Source organism: Ferrovum myxofaciens, assembly GCF_000735045.1.
GTDB classification, from domain to species: domain Bacteria; phylum Pseudomonadota; class Gammaproteobacteria; order Burkholderiales; family Ferrovaceae; genus Ferrovum; species Ferrovum myxofaciens.
Genome location: NZ_JPOQ01000059.1, coordinates 1 through 14,059, shown reverse-complemented (window position 1 = coordinate 14,059; position 14,059 = coordinate 1). Strand labels below are relative to the sequence as shown.

The following is a 14,059-nucleotide window of genomic DNA, read 5'->3' as shown; positions in this document are numbered from 1 at the left end:
TTATTTTAACTCGAGATTGGAAAACTCCACAAGTTTTGTGACCAAATCCGGCTGTTCGGACAGGCCTTCGCTCCAGGCCAAGGCATGGTGTTCCCAGCCTTTCCAATGAGGGACCATTCCTTGCCAAGCCGCCGTCATTTCACCCCGCCCATTCCATGCTCGAAACAGATTTGCGATGACCTCGGCCAGCATCGTCTCCAGGCCCTCCAGATAACGTTCCAGAAAGGCCTCCAGTTTCACCCAGTGTGTCCCCTCTGCCTGTGGGTAGAGATGCCACAGAAAGGGTCTTCCTGCCCATAAAGCGCGCACAAGGGAATCCTCTCCCCGCACCAGATTGAAATGAGAGACCCACAGCAAACCGTCATATTCTTCCTGTGTGCGCAACGCCACCCGAACCGGCTCGATCTTGCCCCACGCGTTGCCTGCGGGTGCTCGAAACGCATCGGCCTGTCCCACCTGTTCGGTGATCTCCATGCCTTCAAACAATACCCAGCGCCAGGCCTGCCCCGTGCTCCCCATGGCTTCCCGCAAGGACTGCCAGGGAGCATCCGGGTATGCAAACAAGGTGAGAGTCGGAAGATTCGTTTTTTCTGTCAACCCCCAGGATTGCCAAATGGCTTCTTGTCGGATCAAGGAGGCCTGCACTTCAGAACGCCGGGCTAGCAAACCGGGTTCACGCAGCAAGCCTCCCGTGCGCGGGGTAAACCCCGGGAAAAAAAAGTGCCGAGGCCCCCGATAGCCCGGAATGGGCGCAGACAACCCATGACATCCTTCCACCCAGGATTCCGCACTCAGGTAGTCAAATAAAATCCAGTGCGGAATAACCTGACATTGCTGAAGAAATTCTTGCACTGAGGGGGGCAGTTCGCAACTGAAGGCACTCACCACCGACACCGGCAGAACGGTGTGTTCCGAGCCCAACTGCGCCGGATCCTGCTCGACCACTGACCAAGGTAAGATCCGTACCCCCTGGATCTGCTGAGTCGAAGCATCGATCCCCAGCGCAGGACAAAAACGCGCCAGAGTCTGCAAATGATCGATCACCAGAGTAACGGAAGGAGCGGGCGAGAGCGCTGCCAATTGACTCGCCAGACGCCAACTGACGCCTGCATCCCCCAGGTTGTCCACCACCCGGCAGAAAATCCACCAGGGGTGCGTACTCACGGGGACGGACAACGAAGGATTACGCCGACAAAGTCAGCTGTTCCACCGCTTCCGCACCGGCTGCCGCAATGATGCCATCCTGAAAGGACTGTACACCGGAAACCCCAATGGCCCCCACCAATTGCCCTTCGCTGAAAAGAGGCAAGCCTCCTTCGACGGGAGTGTTCCCCGGCAGGTTGAGCATGACGATGCGTCCGCCCACCACCGTTTCTTCCATTACTTTGGTGGAACGCCGGAACAGAAAAGCAGTACGGGCTTTTTCCTGAGCCACCTGAACAGAACCCACCTGAGTATGATCCGCCCGTTCCAGCAACATCAAATGCCCCCCTTCATCGAGGATGGCAATGACTACATTCCAGTGATTTTCCACCGCCTTGGACCGTGCAGCGGCGACGATGGCGTAAGCGTCGGAAAGGGAAAGTGCGCGTTTCAGTTCCATTCTGTCATCCTTGTCGTATTCAATGATCCCGTTGGATCAATAGTCGATATGCAAACGCAGTCCGAACACATCCGCCGAACCGCGCAGTTATTGTACGCGGGATTGACAATGTGTTGCCAGTCAATCGATCGGAATATCGATAATGGCCTTGATGGTCCATCCGTCTGCAGCCTGGGTCAGGCCACGACCAACCCCGAAGTTGATGACCCAAGGTTTCATATTGATGTCCACGGCAGCAAACAACACATTATTCTGCTGCGAATAGGGAAACATCGTGGTGAGCGTACTCAACACGGAATAGTACTCGAAGCCTGCCATAAAGCCAGGCATCACATTTCGTCCCACCTTGATCTGCGGACTGAACACCGGCCCACCCTGTCGATAGCCGGGGCGCAGATTATAATCCAAAGTGGGGTTGATGTCATACAACCACTCCGCATCCCGATAGCCGATGATGGAACGTAACTCCATCATTTGCTGTGTGGGTTCGTAGATCGGTTTGATATCGGAAATTTCCACATTCAATCCGTAAAACAGCCCTCCCGTATCCGGGGCTTTTTGCGGAATCCATTTCATCCGCACACGGGGACCGGCAAACTGGGTTCCATCATAGTAGCCATGAACCACCGGAAGGTATAACCCGGCCTCCAGGGTGGGGGTCAGGCCATAACTGATTTCCGCCGTACTCCGATATCCATGGGTATCCACCATCCCATCATTGGGTGGAATATACTGGGGTCCGGAAGGGGTGCTGTTGAGGTGCATTTGCAACCCCCATTGACCGGGATCGTTGATGGTATCGTCATAGACCTGAATTTCATCCTGCAATACCGCTTGCGCACCGAGTGGATAAAAACCCGCCAGCACCCACACCGCCAAACGGCAGAGGAATATATCTCCCTTTCCTTTTCCCGTTTTTCGCATCACCGGCCTCGTTCGCACAAAAGCACGAAATTATAACGAAGCCACCCCCCCTTCTCCATGAAGGTTTTATGACACTTTATCTCAACTGGGCAAATGAGCCAGGATGGAATCCACACTCTTCTTGGCATCACCAAAGAGCATACGTGCATTCTCCTTGTAGAAAAGGGGGTTTTCCACACCGGAATAGCCTGTCGCCATGCTGCGTTTGAAGACCACCACCGTCTTGGCCTTCCAGACCTCCAGCACCGGCATGCCGGCAATGGGGCTACCCGGATCTTCCTGGGCACTGGGATTGACGATGTCGTTGGCCCCCACCACCAGCACCACGTCCGTGTCCGGGAAATCCCCGTTGATTTCATCCATTTCCATGACAATGTCGTAGGGCACTTTGGCTTCAGCCAGTAACACGTTCATGTGACCGGGCAAACGTCCGGCCACAGGATGAATGGCAAAACGTACTGTCACCCCCTTGGCACGGAGACGACGGGTAATTTCGCTGATGGCTCCCTGGGCCTGTGCCACGGCCATGCCATAGCCGGGAACGATGATCACACCTTGGGCATCGGCCAGCAGGTGAGCCGTTTCTTCCGCCGACACGGCCACCACTTCACCCTGGGGGCCTTCTGCCGCAGAAGAAGTTGTACCGCCCGTACCAAACCCGCCCAGGATGACACTGAGGAAACTGCGGTTCATGGCCCGGCACATGATGTAAGACAGGATGGCCCCGCTACTGCCCACCAGGGCACCAGTGACGATGAGCAAGTCATTGGAGAGCATGAAACCAGTGGCCGCCGCTGCCCAACCCGAATAACTGTTGAGCATGGACACCACCACCGGCATGTCTGCGCCTCCAATGGCCATGACCAGATGAAAACCGATGAACAGTGCCAGCCCTGTCATGAGCAGCAAGGGCAGCAGGGGTGCCATGGTCGATTCCGCCCCCACGAATCCAATACCCAGATAAACCGAAATCAGAATCACCAGCAGGTTCAGCAGGTGACGCCCCGGCAGGGCCAGAGGTTTGCCGGAAATGGAACCGCGCAATTTACCGAAAGCCACCAGGGACCCGGTAAAGGTCAACGCACCGATGAACACCCCCACAAAAATCTCGGTACGGTGGACGCTCAGTTCGGCGCCTTTGAATACCGTATGCGCGTCCAGAGTACTGGCATAGCCCACCAGGGTTGCTGCCAAGCCCACGAAACTGTGAAGGATAGCCACCAGTTCGGGCATTTGGGTCATCTCTACCCGTACCGCCAGCATCCAACCCACCACGGCCCCCACCAGAATAGCGGGAATCAACCAGCCCAGATTGCCCACCTGCCCACTCAGCAGGGTCGCCCCCACTGCCAGCGCCATGCCTGTCGCCCCATAAAAATTGCCCCGTCGTGCCGTCTCCTGCCGGGACAATCCGCCCAGACTCAGAATGAACAGAATCGCTGCCGCGATATAGGAAACCGTCAATACTCCATTACCCATGAAACAATCCTCAATCTTTGCGGAACATGTTCAACATGCGCTGGGTCACGCGGAACCCGCCAGCGATGTTGATGGTGGCAATCAACACGGAGAACACCGCCAGCCCGACCACGCTGGGCTCGGAGTTGGCCATCTGCAACAGGGCCCCCAGCACGATGATGCCGCTGATGGCGTTGGTCACGCTCATGAGAGGCGTGTGCAGGGCCGGGGTCACATTCCATACGACCTGATAGCCCACAAAACAGGCCAGAACAAAAACCGTAAAGTGTAGCAAGAAGGCGGGCGGCGCGTACAGCCCCACCAACAGAAAGAGTATCCCTCCGCCGCCGAACACCTTCAAAAGGGTAGAGAGATGAGCGGGCCCGGAAGATTCGCCGTGCTTGGGTGCCGGCACCATGGCCGTCGCCGGTTTGGCAGGCGCAACAGCCCGAATCTTAAGCGGTGGTGCAGGCCAGGTCAATGCGCCCTGATGGACCACAGTGGCCGTACGAATGACCTCATCCTCCATGTTGACCACCAGTTGCCCCTCCTTTCCGGGGGTCATGTCAGTGAGCAGGTGGCGCAGGTTGGTACCGTACAACTGGCTCGACTGGGCCGCCAAACGGCTGGGCAAATCGGTGTAACCGATAAGGGATACGCCGTGAACCACAGTCACCTGACCGGGCACCGTACCTTCACAGTTCCCTCCTTGTTCCGCAGCCAGATCCACAATGACACTCCCGGGTTTCATGCTCGCCACCATGTCAGCGGTGATCAAACGGGGGGCCGGCTTGCCCGGAATCAAGGCAGTGGTCACGATAATGTCCACTTCCTTGGCTTGAGCTGCGAAGAGGGCCATTTCCGCAGCGATGAACTCGGGGCTCATTTGCTTGGCGTAGCCCCCGGTTCCACTCCCTTCTTCCTTGAAATCCAGTTCAAGGAACTCTGCCCCCATGCTTTCAATCTGCTGTTTGACCTCAGGACGGGTATCGAAGGCACGCACGATGGCACCCAGACTACGCGCCGTCCCAATGGCCGCCAACCCCGCCACCCCGGCGCCGATCACCATCACCTTGGCGGGAGGCACCTTACCAGCCGCCGTGATCTGCCCAGTAAAAAACCGCCCGAAATGCTGGGCCGCTTCGATGATGGCGCGATAGCCCGCAATATTGGCCATGGAACTCAGGGCATCCAGTTTCTGCGCGCGGGAAATGCGTGGTACGGCATCCATGGACAACGCCGTGATTCCCTGGACCCTGAAAGCTTCCAGCAAGGCCGGATTCTGAGCCGGCCAGAGAAAACCAATCAGAGTGGACCCGGCACGCAAAGCATGGGATTCCAGTTCACCCGTGGCAGGATCAACCTCGGGTGGGCGCACCTTGAGTACGATATCCGCCTGTTCCCACACCGCCCGGGCCGAGGGCAGAATCCGCACCCCTACCGCTGCGTACGCCTCATCACCCCATTGGGCTGCTGCCCCCGCCCCACTTTCCAGAGCCACGACATAGCCCAGTTTCATCAACTGGGTGACCGTCTCCGGGGTAGCGGCCACACGCCGCTCTCCCGCATGGATCTCCCGCGGTATCCCGATCATCAACGCCATAACGATTCTCTCCACAGAGGGGGGCGCGCTGGGGCCCCTTTTCAGAAAACCCCCATTCTATCCTGAGCGCGCCTTCTTGGGGCGCAGAAGTTGCACAGGATACCCCAATGCTTCCCAACGTGCCCAGTGGAAACAGGGGCCTGGATCGGTTTTACGGCCTGGTGCCACGTCGCTGTGTCCCGTAATTGCCTGAATCGGATAACGTGCGCAGAGTCCCTGGAGCAAGGCGTCCAGCGTGCCATACTGCGCCTCCGTAAAGGGAACATGATCGGTCCCCTCCAGTTCGATGCCCAGAGAAAAATCATTGCACCCCTGCCGTCTGCCCCACTGGGACACCCCGGCATGCCAGGCGCGCGCATCGGTGGATACGAACTGGATCAGCGTGCCTTCGCGCCGGATCAAAAAATGGGCGGAGACACGCAAGTCCCGCAGAGACTCAAAAGAGGGATGGGCTGAGGGATCCAACCGGTTGGTGAACAGGTCCTCCACAGCCCGGCCCCCAAACTGCCCCGCCGGCAAACTGATCGAGTGGATCACTACCAAAGTCGGGGGAGACCCCGCTCGGGAACGGCTATCAAAATTAGGAGACAGGCAATGACAGGCACGTCTCACCCAGCCCTCGGAATCCACAAAAAAAGGTGGGGGAGAGGTCAGATTCCGCCCAGTCATTGGGCGCGTACACCGGCTTGGCGGTGGGCTTCACTACAGAACCAGTCGCCCCTCTGGGAAAGAGCCTCCTGCCGGGGCAGGAACAGTCCGCAATGCGCGCAACGCACCATATCCTGGGTCGTTTCAAGTTCTTCGGAAGCCTCCGAAGGAGGGCGCTGAACCCGTCCCGTTCCGGTGAAATTTGAAAACAGGGAGCCCGTTGGGGCTTTGCGCCCTGTGATCTGGCGATACACCCAAAAAATCACCAGTCCCCATAAAATCCATTTCAATAGCATCTGCCTTTCCTTGCGTTGCGTCGTCACTCCCCCCGAGGAAGAGGAGGAAACCTTTTCCAAACCCAACCTGAGCCGGAAAATCCATGTAAACTGATGGCTCGGGCATCACGCCCCAGTGTCTGTAGTCTTCACGACCACTGACATCATAGCTCACTCACAGGTTTTCCATCCATGTCTATCCCGCACGCGCGTCCGCGCTGGAAAGGTTTTTTGGCCGCTGCCGTTGTGGTAGTCTGCTGGAGCGGATTCAATATCGTTTCCCGCCTCGGTGGCAAAAGCACCCTGACTCCCTACGACCTCGCCGCACTGCGATTTGGCGTAGCCGGTTCCCTCATGCTGCCAGTCTATTTTATTTCGAGGAACCCCCTGTCTCTGCGCCAACTTCTGATCATTGCCAGCAGCGGTGGGCTGTTCTACGCCTTGCTCATCTATGCCGGTTTTTCCCTGGCACCCGCAGCTCATGCCGGTGTACTGGTCAACGGGGGGATTCCTCTGGCCAGCGCCGCCATCGCCTGGATCTGGCTCAAAGACCGCCCCAACAGCGCCACCCTGACGGCCCTGATATTGACCGCGCTGGGATTGATGGTCATTGGTTTCTCCCGTTTCGCTCCAGGTTCTGCTACCCCATCGACGGGAGAAAAATACTGGATGGGCGATCTCTGCTTTATCGGTGCAGCCTTGTGCTGGGCCTACTACGGCTTGCTGGTCAGAGTATGGAACATCCGCCCTCTGGACGCAGTCAGCGGCATCACCGTAGGTGCTGCCGTGCTCTATTTGCCCCTGTATGCCCTGTTCCTGCCCAAAGGATTGTCCGGCGTCAGTACTTCGGCCCTCCTGCTTCAGGGGATCTATCAGGGCATCATTGCCGCACTGGTCGCCGCCTTCAGTTTCGCCTATGCCACCCTTTCTCTGGGCAGTGGAATCGCCTCCATGATGCTGGCCATCGTTCCGGGAACCACCACTCTGCTGGCGGCACCTTTTCTGGGCGAAGCCCTGACCCTCACCACACTGGGCGGTGTGGCTCTGGTGTCGGTGGGCGCAGCCCTCGGGGCCAAAGTCAAAAAAACAGCACCAACCCCCACACCACTGCGGCATTCACCAGACTAACCAGAACAGCGGCACTGCCGATGTCTTTGGCCCGTTTGGCGAGTCGATGATCTTCCAGAGAAATTCGGTCCACCGTGGCTTCCACCGCCGAGTTCAACAGTTCCACCAACAATACCCACAGGATACTGCCGATCAACAGGGCATGCCCCTCCCCGGAGGCGTGAAGTATCAGGGACAGGGGAATCAATACGCCGGATAGAGCCACTTCCTGACGAAAGGCACTTTCATGCCGATAAGCATCAATAAAACCGGTAAGGGAATAGCCCAGGGCATTCCAGATTCGCTTGAATCCCCTTTTCCCCTTATAGGGGCTTTCTTTCTGAATCATCCCATCCCCAGTTCAGCAATAATGGGAGAAACATGCACCACCGGTTGTAAATGCGCCAGGAACTGATGGGTAGCGGCGGCCCAGGAGAACTTCTCCGCATGGGCTCGAGCGGTGACCCGAGAAATATTCAGGGCAGCGAGGCAAGCCGTTCGCAAATCCTCGTTCAGCGCTCCGGCGGGGGAATCCCCGATAACATCCAGCGGTCCTGTCACAGGGTATGCCGCCACCGGGCAGCCACAAGCCAAGGCCTCCAGCAGTACCAACCCAAAGGTATCGGTCTTGCTGGGAAACACAAACACATCAGCCGAGGCATACACGGCAGCCAATGCCTGCAGATTCAACACCCCCAGATAATTGACTTTCGGATAGCGTTGGCGCAAACGGGGCAAGGCCGGCCCTTCCCCCACCACCCATTTGGAACCGGGCAATTCAAGGGACAAAAAGGCTTCCACATTCTTTTCCACCGCCACCCGCCCCACGTACAGAAAAATCGGCGGTGCCGAATCCAACCGCCGGCCCCGTTCAGAACGAAAAATCTCCAGATCCACCCCCCGACTCCACAGCACCACCCGTTTGAAACCCTGACGTTGCAAATCTTTCTGTACCACCGGGGTCGGTGCCATCACAGCACGGGATGGCCCGTGAAACCAACGCAAAAAGGCATAGGTCCAGGACAGAGGAAGGGCAAAACGAGCGCGGACATATTCGGGGAACCGGGTGTGATACGCCGTCGTAAAAGGTAAATTCTGGCGCAGGGCATAGGCTCGCGCCGCCATACCGAGGGGGCCTTCGGTGGCAATGTGTAGCGCTTCCGGAATAAAATCTTGCAACCTTTGGCAAACCCGACGCCCCGGCAGAAGCGACAGACGAATATCAGGATAAGTAGGACAAGGCAAGGTAATAAAGTCCCGAGGAGTGATCATGGCGACCTCATGCCCCAGGGTTTCCAATTCCCGACGCGTGTTTTTCAAGGTCTGGACCACACCATTCACCTGGGGTTCCCAGGCATCCGTCACGATCATGATACGCATTTCTTCACTCCTTGTTGATGGGGGGAACTGGCTCACCCCTCCTGTTCGGCCAGATGAATGGGACCGAGGTTGAGAGGAGCCGCCACTTTTTGGCGCCATTCCACGATGCTCAATGCCCCTTCATGGGTTTCCACCAAGGCAGTCAAACTTTCCACCCAATCCCCATCGTTGCAGTACAAGGCCCCATTCACCTCACGAATCTCGGCCTTGTGGATATGCCCACAAACGACACCCTGACAGCCACGTCGACGAGCTTCATCCACCATCACCTGTTCAAAGGCATGGATGTAATTGACTGCATTTTTCACCTGGTGCTTGAGGTATTGGGACACCGACCAGTAGGGCAGACCAAGGCGAGCACGGGCCGCATTGAACCACTGGTTGAATTTGAGGATGAAGGTATAGAAGGTATCCCCAAGATGGGATAGCCAACGCGCGTGGGTAGTTACTCCATCGAACAGGTCACCATGCACCACCCAGAGCTTACGTCCATCCGTCAGGGTATGAATGGCTTCATCCTGAACCACGATGTCGCCAAAGGCCAGGCCACAGAACTGGCGCATCAGTTCATCATGATTTCCCGGCACATAAACCACCCGGGTTCCCTTGCGCGCCTTGCGCAACAGTTTTTGGACCACATCATTGTGGGTCTGGGGCCAGTACCAGGTCTTGCGCAACTGCCAGCCATCCAGGATATCCCCCACCAGATAGATGGTGTCTGCGTCATTACAACGTAGAAAATCCAACAGATAATCGGCTTGGCACCCCGGCGTCCCCAGATGGATATCGGATATCCACAAGGTACGGTAGTGAAACACCGGGCTCATACGAGGGAAACGCCGAACAGGATCTTCTTCATGCCCCCATTGAATCAAGGCGCTATGACAGAGGCGTGACTCTTTTATGAAATTTCCGTGACCCCGCAGGATTTAAAAAGGACTAAACCCAGTTGCCTCCGCCGGGTGGGGGTTGCCAGGGAGGCGAACCATTGGAAAGAAATGCCCCAATGATCAGGCTGAGCAGAGACACAAAAATACTGGCGAAGAAGGCTTCCCAGAAACCCGATACGGTAAAGCCGCGTACCAAATAAGAAACCAGCAGAATCATCAGGGCATTGATGACCAGCAGAAAAAATCCAAAAGTAAACAAGGTCAGTGGCAAGGTCAGCAAGATCAGGATGGGTTTGACCACCGCGTTGGCAAACCCCAACACCAGAGCCGAAATCACCAGGGCACCCAAACTGTCAAACCGGATCCCTTTGAATACGTAACTACATACCCACAGCGAGAAGGTGGTGGTACCCCATTGCAATAAAAAGTTCAGGATATTGGGTGACATGAGTGACTCCTTTCCATTTCGCCCTCTCGAGCAACCAAATCGTCCAAACCTGCCGCTAGGGTAAACGGTGGGGACCACCCCAATTCAGCGCGGATGGCCGAGGCATCCACCACCAAAGAGCCGAGCAAACGGTGGATCTCCGCCCGGCGTCCCAGCAGTTTTCCCAGTCCAAGCAGCAGGAAGGGGGGAACCGTGAGCAAGCGGGCCGAACGGCCCAAGGCGTGGGCCAGATGGCGGATCAGGTCGGGGGTGGAAACATCCTCTCCATCGCTCAGGAGGTAGGTTCGCCCCGCCGCCGCCGGGTGCCTCAGTACCCATCCCACGGCATCCACCAGATTACCCAGTGCCAACAAACTGCGCCGATTACGAACCCCCCCCAAAGGCAAGGGAACCCCGCACCGCACCCAATGCATCAAGCGCGCAAAATTGGCTCCCACTCCGGGACCATAAATCAATGGGGGGCGAAGGATCACCACCTCCAACCCGGTGTTCGTCGCCACCGTATGCAGCCCTTGCTCTGCCGCCCACTTGGACTGGCCATACGCATCGGCAGGTCGAGGAATGCTGGCGGCCGTCAAGACCCCCTCTTCCCCTAATACTTTAACGGAACTCAGAAAAACCAGACGACGCACCCCTGCTGATGCTGCCTGCCTCGCCAGATTCAAGGTCCCTGCCGTATTGACCCGGTGAAAAGCCTGTTGGGAAGAAAGATCCTCTGCCTGCATCACATGGACCCGCGCTGCCAGGTGCACCACAGCCTCTACTCCGCCAAGGGCGACACGCCAATCGGTATCCGGACCGATGTCCCCGATACCCACCTCATTGTCTTCCTTCGCCATCCGAAGGGCACGCACCACGGTGTGACCTTGCCTCTCCAGATAAGGAACCAAACCTTTTCCCACAAATCCACCAGCGCCCGTCACCAACACTTTCATCGATGAATTCCTCGATAGTCACATGGACGATACTTGGCGTACTATAGCATCCTCATACCGTCCTTCTGGAAAATACTGAATTCAGGGCCCAGGACAACTCACTTCACCCATTGGATTGAAATCATGAAAAAACTGTTTGCTTTCCTGTCCCTGACCTGTTTGACTGCGCTGGTTCGTGCCGATGACATCGGGTCAGTCAATACCTCCTGGAAAATGTTAGGTCCAGATAACAAGATCGTCGTAGAATCCATCGATGACCCGGATATTCATGGAATCACCTGCTACCTGGCGCGGGCCAAAACCGGTGGAATCTCCGGGGCAGTGGGCATTGCCGAGAACAAGACGGAAGCCTCCTTGTCCTGTCTCAAAATCGGCCCCATCACTCAGTCAGGTCCCCTGCCGCGCCAGCAGGATATTGCAAAAATCCGTGCTTCCTTGTTCTTCAAGAAACTGCACCTGGTGCGCATGATCGATCCCGCCCACTCCGTGGTCATTTACCTGACCTATAGCGACGAACTCATCGAGGGTAGCCCAAAAAACAGCATCAGTGCTGTTCCCTTGGGGGTCCCCATTCAACTAAAATAATGTCCACTCATCATTCTTCCACACCCACAAAGAGTTTGTTCATTGTCCAGGATTTTGAGCAACGTTGCGGAATCTCCGGCATTGCTTGTGGGCGTTGATTATCGGTAAATAACCATGGAACTCAAAGGCAAAAAAGTTTTATTGACAGGCGCCACCGGAAGCATTGGAAAACCCTTGGCACAGGCTCTGGCACGACAAGGAGCCACCTTGATCGTGACTGACCATTCTGCCCACGGGTTGAACGAACTGGCCGTTGAATTACGTCGAACGGGCGGAACGGTCCTGCCCATCCCGGCCGACCTGTTGATCCCTCAGGAAGTCAAACAACTGGCGGACAGGGTCACCTCCCAAACAGAAGGTATCGACATACTGATCAACCTGGCAGGAATGACCAGTTTCAACCTGTTTCATCAAGAAACTGAAACAGGGATCGAAAACCTCTGGCGGCTCAATACCCTCGCGCCCATGCAACTCACTCGTCTGCTCCTACCTCACTTGTTGACTCAGGGCTCGGGACTCATCGTCAATATCGGGTCAATCTATGGTTCTATCGGTTTTCCCGGATTTTCCGCCTACTCAGCCAGCAAGTTTGCGTTGCGCGGATTTTCCGAAGCATTGCGCAGGGAACTGGACGGCACCGGGGTCGGAGTGACCTATGTGGCCCCTCGTTACGTCACCCCCCTCATCCATACCGGAGCCATTCACCGCATGTCCAAAGCCCTCAAGGTACCCATGGACACTCCTGAACAAGTCGCCCAGAAAATCATCTATGCGGTGACTCGAAACCGGCATGAATATTTCATTGGCTTCCCGGAATCCCTTATTGCTCGCATCAATGGCATTCATCCCGCCCTGGTCGATGGATATGTGCGCAAGCAATTGAGTGTGATCCGCGATTTTGCCTTGGGAAAACGCTGAGTGGGCATGAATGGCGCCTCCCTGGAGAATGACTGAAACTCTTGGAGCACAGGGATACTTCTCTTCATTTCAACAATAGATGGTTAGAGGACTTTTTTACGATACTGACCATAGGATTTTTCCATGCCCCTACGAAAATTACTGATCTCTCTGAGCCTCGTACTGAGTTTTCTGAGCAACGTGGCCGCATATGCCGGAACGATGGCGGAAGATCTTGGCGCGGAGCAATATGCCTGGGCGAAAGGCCGTTACTCGCTCCCTGAAGACGAACGTGAAGATTACTTTGCCCACCTTCAAATACGCGCCCACGACCTCTCCCTGAAATTCCCCAATCAGGCGGCTCCTCTCATCTGGGAAGGCATCATCAAAGCCACCCATGCTGAACAAAGCACAACAGTAATTTTACCGACCCCGCAAGGATAAAGACCGCATGAAAAAAATCGCACTAACTCTGGCCGTCCTACTGTCCACCGGTGCCTATGCCCAAGGACTATATATCGGAGGTACCCTGGGTGAAGCTCAAACCTTGAATGCTTCCAACCAAGCACCCTGGAATAATTCTTCCTATAACCCGGCATTTGGCGCTCTGATCGGCTACCAGTTCAACCGTTATTTTGGCCTGGAAGGCGCCTATACAGAAGCAGGCAAGTTTGCCAATCATACGGTCAGCGGAAAAACCGATGTCGCCACACTGGAAGGCGTGGGATACCTGCCCCTGTCCAATGTCCTTTCTCTCTATGGGAAGTTGGGGGTTGGATCAGCCACCAGTCAGTCCATCAGTAGCGCCGCTCCAGGCTACTCCGGGGCCACCCGCATCTCTTCCACCTATGGACTGGGGCTCCAATTCAAGGTCAATGCATTATTTTCCGCACGAATCGGCTATGACTACTACCGTTCTGCCCTCAATACCCCAGACGGGACCGCAGATTTTGGTTCCAATGCCTTTACGGTAGGTGCACTCTACCACTTTTGAACCCAAAGACTGCCGCAGTGCAAGCAGTCTTTGGAACTGTTTCGCCCTTCAAAAAAGCCAACCCCCCGAAAATTGGGGGGTTGGCTTTCAGTCTTTTTTGAATGATCTGAGCACAGAATCAGTCATCATCACCCTCTCCTCCCCCGTAATAAGGAGCAGGATAGACAGGCTGAGCATAAGCCGGAGCCGGATAGGCATAGGCGGGCTGAGGCACGGCATAAGCCGGAGGAGGCGCCATGACCATGGGAGGCGCCGCATAGACCGGTGCCTGCTGAGCCATCATCCCACCCACCAATCCGCCCACCAGAGCCG

18 protein-coding genes are annotated in these 14,059 nt (G+C 56.2%); 5 read left to right on the top strand and 13 right to left on the bottom strand.

Going from position 1 to position 14,059, the window contains the following annotated elements; genetic code table 11:
• The 7 genes from earP to IV91_RS15770 form a co-directional block, all read right to left on the bottom strand.
• Positions 1–1,164: an elongation factor P maturation arginine rhamnosyltransferase EarP gene (gene earP, locus IV91_RS0108170; RefSeq protein WP_031597496.1), complete on the bottom strand. Its 1,164-nt coding sequence runs from the start codon at positions 1,162–1,164 to the stop codon at positions 1–3.
• Between the two features lie 19 nt (positions 1,165–1,183).
• Positions 1,184–1,603: a GlcG/HbpS family heme-binding protein gene (locus tag IV91_RS0108165; protein ID WP_031597494.1), complete on the bottom strand. Its 420-nt coding sequence runs from the start codon at positions 1,601–1,603 to the stop codon at positions 1,184–1,186.
• A 120-nt stretch (positions 1,604–1,723) separates the two neighbouring features.
• The gene (locus IV91_RS0108160; RefSeq protein WP_051862363.1) at positions 1,724–2,527 is read right to left on the bottom strand and encodes a hypothetical protein; all 804 of its coding nucleotides are present in this window, start codon (positions 2,525–2,527) and stop codon (positions 1,724–1,726) included.
• Between the two features lie 81 nt (positions 2,528–2,608).
• Complete coding sequence (gene pntB / locus IV91_RS0108155) at positions 2,609–4,006, bottom strand: Re/Si-specific NAD(P)(+) transhydrogenase subunit beta (protein WP_031597490.1); 1,398 nt, start codon at positions 4,004–4,006, stop codon at positions 2,609–2,611.
• 10 nt (positions 4,007–4,016) lie between these two features.
• The gene (locus tag IV91_RS0108150) at positions 4,017–5,588 is read right to left on the bottom strand and encodes a Re/Si-specific NAD(P)(+) transhydrogenase subunit alpha (RefSeq protein ID WP_031597488.1); all 1,572 of its coding nucleotides are present in this window, start codon (positions 5,586–5,588) and stop codon (positions 4,017–4,019) included.
• Positions 5,589–5,645: 57 nt separating this feature from the next.
• Complete coding sequence (ampD, locus tag IV91_RS0108145; RefSeq protein WP_051862361.1) at positions 5,646–6,257, bottom strand: 1,6-anhydro-N-acetylmuramyl-L-alanine amidase AmpD; 612 nt, start codon at positions 6,255–6,257, stop codon at positions 5,646–5,648.
• Entirely contained in the window at positions 6,254–6,532 is a 279-nt protein-coding gene (locus tag IV91_RS15770) for a PP0621 family protein (protein ID WP_035417486.1), read from the bottom strand. Before IV91_RS15770 ends, ampD begins: the two co-directional genes overlap by 4 nt.
• A gap of 171 nt (positions 6,533–6,703) precedes the next feature.
• Between IV91_RS15770 and IV91_RS0108135 the strand changes: the two genes are divergently transcribed.
• Positions 6,704–7,639, top strand: a complete 936-nt coding sequence (locus tag IV91_RS0108135; RefSeq protein ID WP_035417483.1) for a DMT family transporter — start codon at positions 6,704–6,706, stop codon at positions 7,637–7,639.
• On the opposite strand, the gene IV91_RS0108130 is transcribed toward IV91_RS0108135, so the two are convergent.
• The 5 genes from IV91_RS0108130 to IV91_RS0108110 all read right to left on the bottom strand — a co-directional run bounded on the left by IV91_RS0108130 (position 7,590) and on the right by IV91_RS0108110 (position 11,271).
• On the bottom strand, positions 7,590–7,967 hold the full coding sequence (locus IV91_RS0108130; protein ID WP_031597485.1) for a diacylglycerol kinase: 378 nt from the start codon (positions 7,965–7,967) through the stop codon (positions 7,590–7,592). The two genes, IV91_RS0108135 and IV91_RS0108130, sit on opposite strands and share 50 nt — an antisense overlap.
• Positions 7,964–8,998, bottom strand: a complete 1,035-nt coding sequence (locus IV91_RS0108125; RefSeq protein WP_051862359.1) for a glycosyltransferase family 4 protein — start codon at positions 8,996–8,998, stop codon at positions 7,964–7,966. Before IV91_RS0108125 ends, IV91_RS0108130 begins: the two co-directional genes overlap by 4 nt.
• A gap of 32 nt (positions 8,999–9,030) precedes the next feature.
• Positions 9,031–9,825: a UDP-2,3-diacylglucosamine diphosphatase gene (locus tag IV91_RS0108120; RefSeq protein WP_082783088.1), complete on the bottom strand. Its 795-nt coding sequence runs from the start codon at positions 9,823–9,825 to the stop codon at positions 9,031–9,033.
• A gap of 112 nt (positions 9,826–9,937) precedes the next feature.
• Entirely contained in the window at positions 9,938–10,336 is a 399-nt protein-coding gene (locus IV91_RS0108115) for a phage holin family protein (protein WP_031597480.1), read from the bottom strand.
• The gene (locus IV91_RS0108110; protein WP_051862357.1) at positions 10,318–11,271 is read right to left on the bottom strand and encodes an NAD-dependent epimerase/dehydratase family protein; all 954 of its coding nucleotides are present in this window, start codon (positions 11,269–11,271) and stop codon (positions 10,318–10,320) included. Before IV91_RS0108110 ends, IV91_RS0108115 begins: the two co-directional genes overlap by 19 nt.
• A gap of 123 nt (positions 11,272–11,394) precedes the next feature.
• Between IV91_RS0108110 and IV91_RS0108105 the strand changes: the two genes are divergently transcribed.
• From IV91_RS0108105 to IV91_RS0108090, 4 genes are all read left to right on the top strand, one after another.
• Entirely contained in the window at positions 11,395–11,856 is a 462-nt protein-coding gene (locus IV91_RS0108105) for a CreA family protein (RefSeq protein WP_031597476.1), read from the top strand.
• A gap of 114 nt (positions 11,857–11,970) precedes the next feature.
• Positions 11,971–12,774, top strand: coding sequence for an SDR family oxidoreductase (locus IV91_RS0108100; protein WP_031597474.1), 804 nt, complete (start codon positions 11,971–11,973; stop codon positions 12,772–12,774).
• A gap of 123 nt (positions 12,775–12,897) precedes the next feature.
• A complete protein-coding gene (locus tag IV91_RS0108095) occupies positions 12,898–13,197 on the top strand; it encodes a hypothetical protein (protein ID WP_031597472.1) in 300 nt (99 codons plus the stop codon).
• Positions 13,198–13,204: 7 nt separating this feature from the next.
• Entirely contained in the window at positions 13,205–13,747 is a 543-nt protein-coding gene (locus IV91_RS0108090; RefSeq protein WP_051862356.1) for an outer membrane protein, read from the top strand.
• 118 nt (positions 13,748–13,865) lie between these two features.
• On the opposite strand, the gene IV91_RS18415 is transcribed toward IV91_RS0108090, so the two are convergent.
• Positions 13,866–14,059, bottom strand: a 194-nt coding sequence (locus IV91_RS18415) for a hypothetical protein (RefSeq protein WP_035417481.1), incomplete at its 5' end; no start/stop codon positions are given.

What these genes read in the sequence shown, in the direction of transcription:
- IV91_RS0108165 (WP_031597494.1), bottom strand. Translation starts at nt 1,603, where the DNA reads ATGGAACTGAAACGCGCACTTTCCCTTTCCGACGCTTACGCCATCGTC.
- IV91_RS0108160 (WP_051862363.1), bottom strand. Translation starts at nt 2,527, where the DNA reads ATGCGAAAAACGGGAAAAGGAAAGGGAGATATATTCCTCTGCCGTTTG.
- pntB (WP_031597490.1), bottom strand. Translation starts at nt 4,006, where the DNA reads ATGGGTAATGGAGTATTGACGGTTTCCTATATCGCGGCAGCGATTCTG.
- IV91_RS0108150 (WP_031597488.1), bottom strand. Translation starts at nt 5,588, where the DNA reads ATGGCGTTGATGATCGGGATACCGCGGGAGATCCATGCGGGAGAGCGG.
- ampD (WP_051862361.1), bottom strand. Translation starts at nt 6,257, where the DNA reads ATGACTGGGCGGAATCTGACCTCTCCCCCACCTTTTTTTGTGGATTCC.
- IV91_RS15770 (WP_035417486.1), bottom strand. Translation starts at nt 6,532, where the DNA reads ATGCTATTGAAATGGATTTTATGGGGACTGGTGATTTTTTGGGTGTAT.
- IV91_RS0108135 (WP_035417483.1), top strand. Translation starts at nt 6,704, where the DNA reads ATGTCTATCCCGCACGCGCGTCCGCGCTGGAAAGGTTTTTTGGCCGCT.
- IV91_RS0108130 (WP_031597485.1), bottom strand. Translation starts at nt 7,967, where the DNA reads ATGATTCAGAAAGAAAGCCCCTATAAGGGGAAAAGGGGATTCAAGCGA.
- IV91_RS0108125 (WP_051862359.1), bottom strand. Translation starts at nt 8,998, where the DNA reads ATGCGTATCATGATCGTGACGGATGCCTGGGAACCCCAGGTGAATGGT.
- IV91_RS0108120 (WP_082783088.1), bottom strand. Translation starts at nt 9,825, where the DNA reads ATGAGCCCGGTGTTTCACTACCGTACCTTGTGGATATCCGATATCCAT.
- IV91_RS0108115 (WP_031597480.1), bottom strand. Translation starts at nt 10,336, where the DNA reads ATGTCACCCAATATCCTGAACTTTTTATTGCAATGGGGTACCACCACC.
- IV91_RS0108110 (WP_051862357.1), bottom strand. Translation starts at nt 11,271, where the DNA reads ATGAAAGTGTTGGTGACGGGCGCTGGTGGATTTGTGGGAAAAGGTTTG.
- IV91_RS0108105 (WP_031597476.1), top strand. Translation starts at nt 11,395, where the DNA reads ATGAAAAAACTGTTTGCTTTCCTGTCCCTGACCTGTTTGACTGCGCTG.
- IV91_RS0108100 (WP_031597474.1), top strand. Translation starts at nt 11,971, where the DNA reads ATGGAACTCAAAGGCAAAAAAGTTTTATTGACAGGCGCCACCGGAAGC.
- IV91_RS0108095 (WP_031597472.1), top strand. Translation starts at nt 12,898, where the DNA reads ATGCCCCTACGAAAATTACTGATCTCTCTGAGCCTCGTACTGAGTTTT.
- IV91_RS0108090 (WP_051862356.1), top strand. Translation starts at nt 13,205, where the DNA reads ATGAAAAAAATCGCACTAACTCTGGCCGTCCTACTGTCCACCGGTGCC.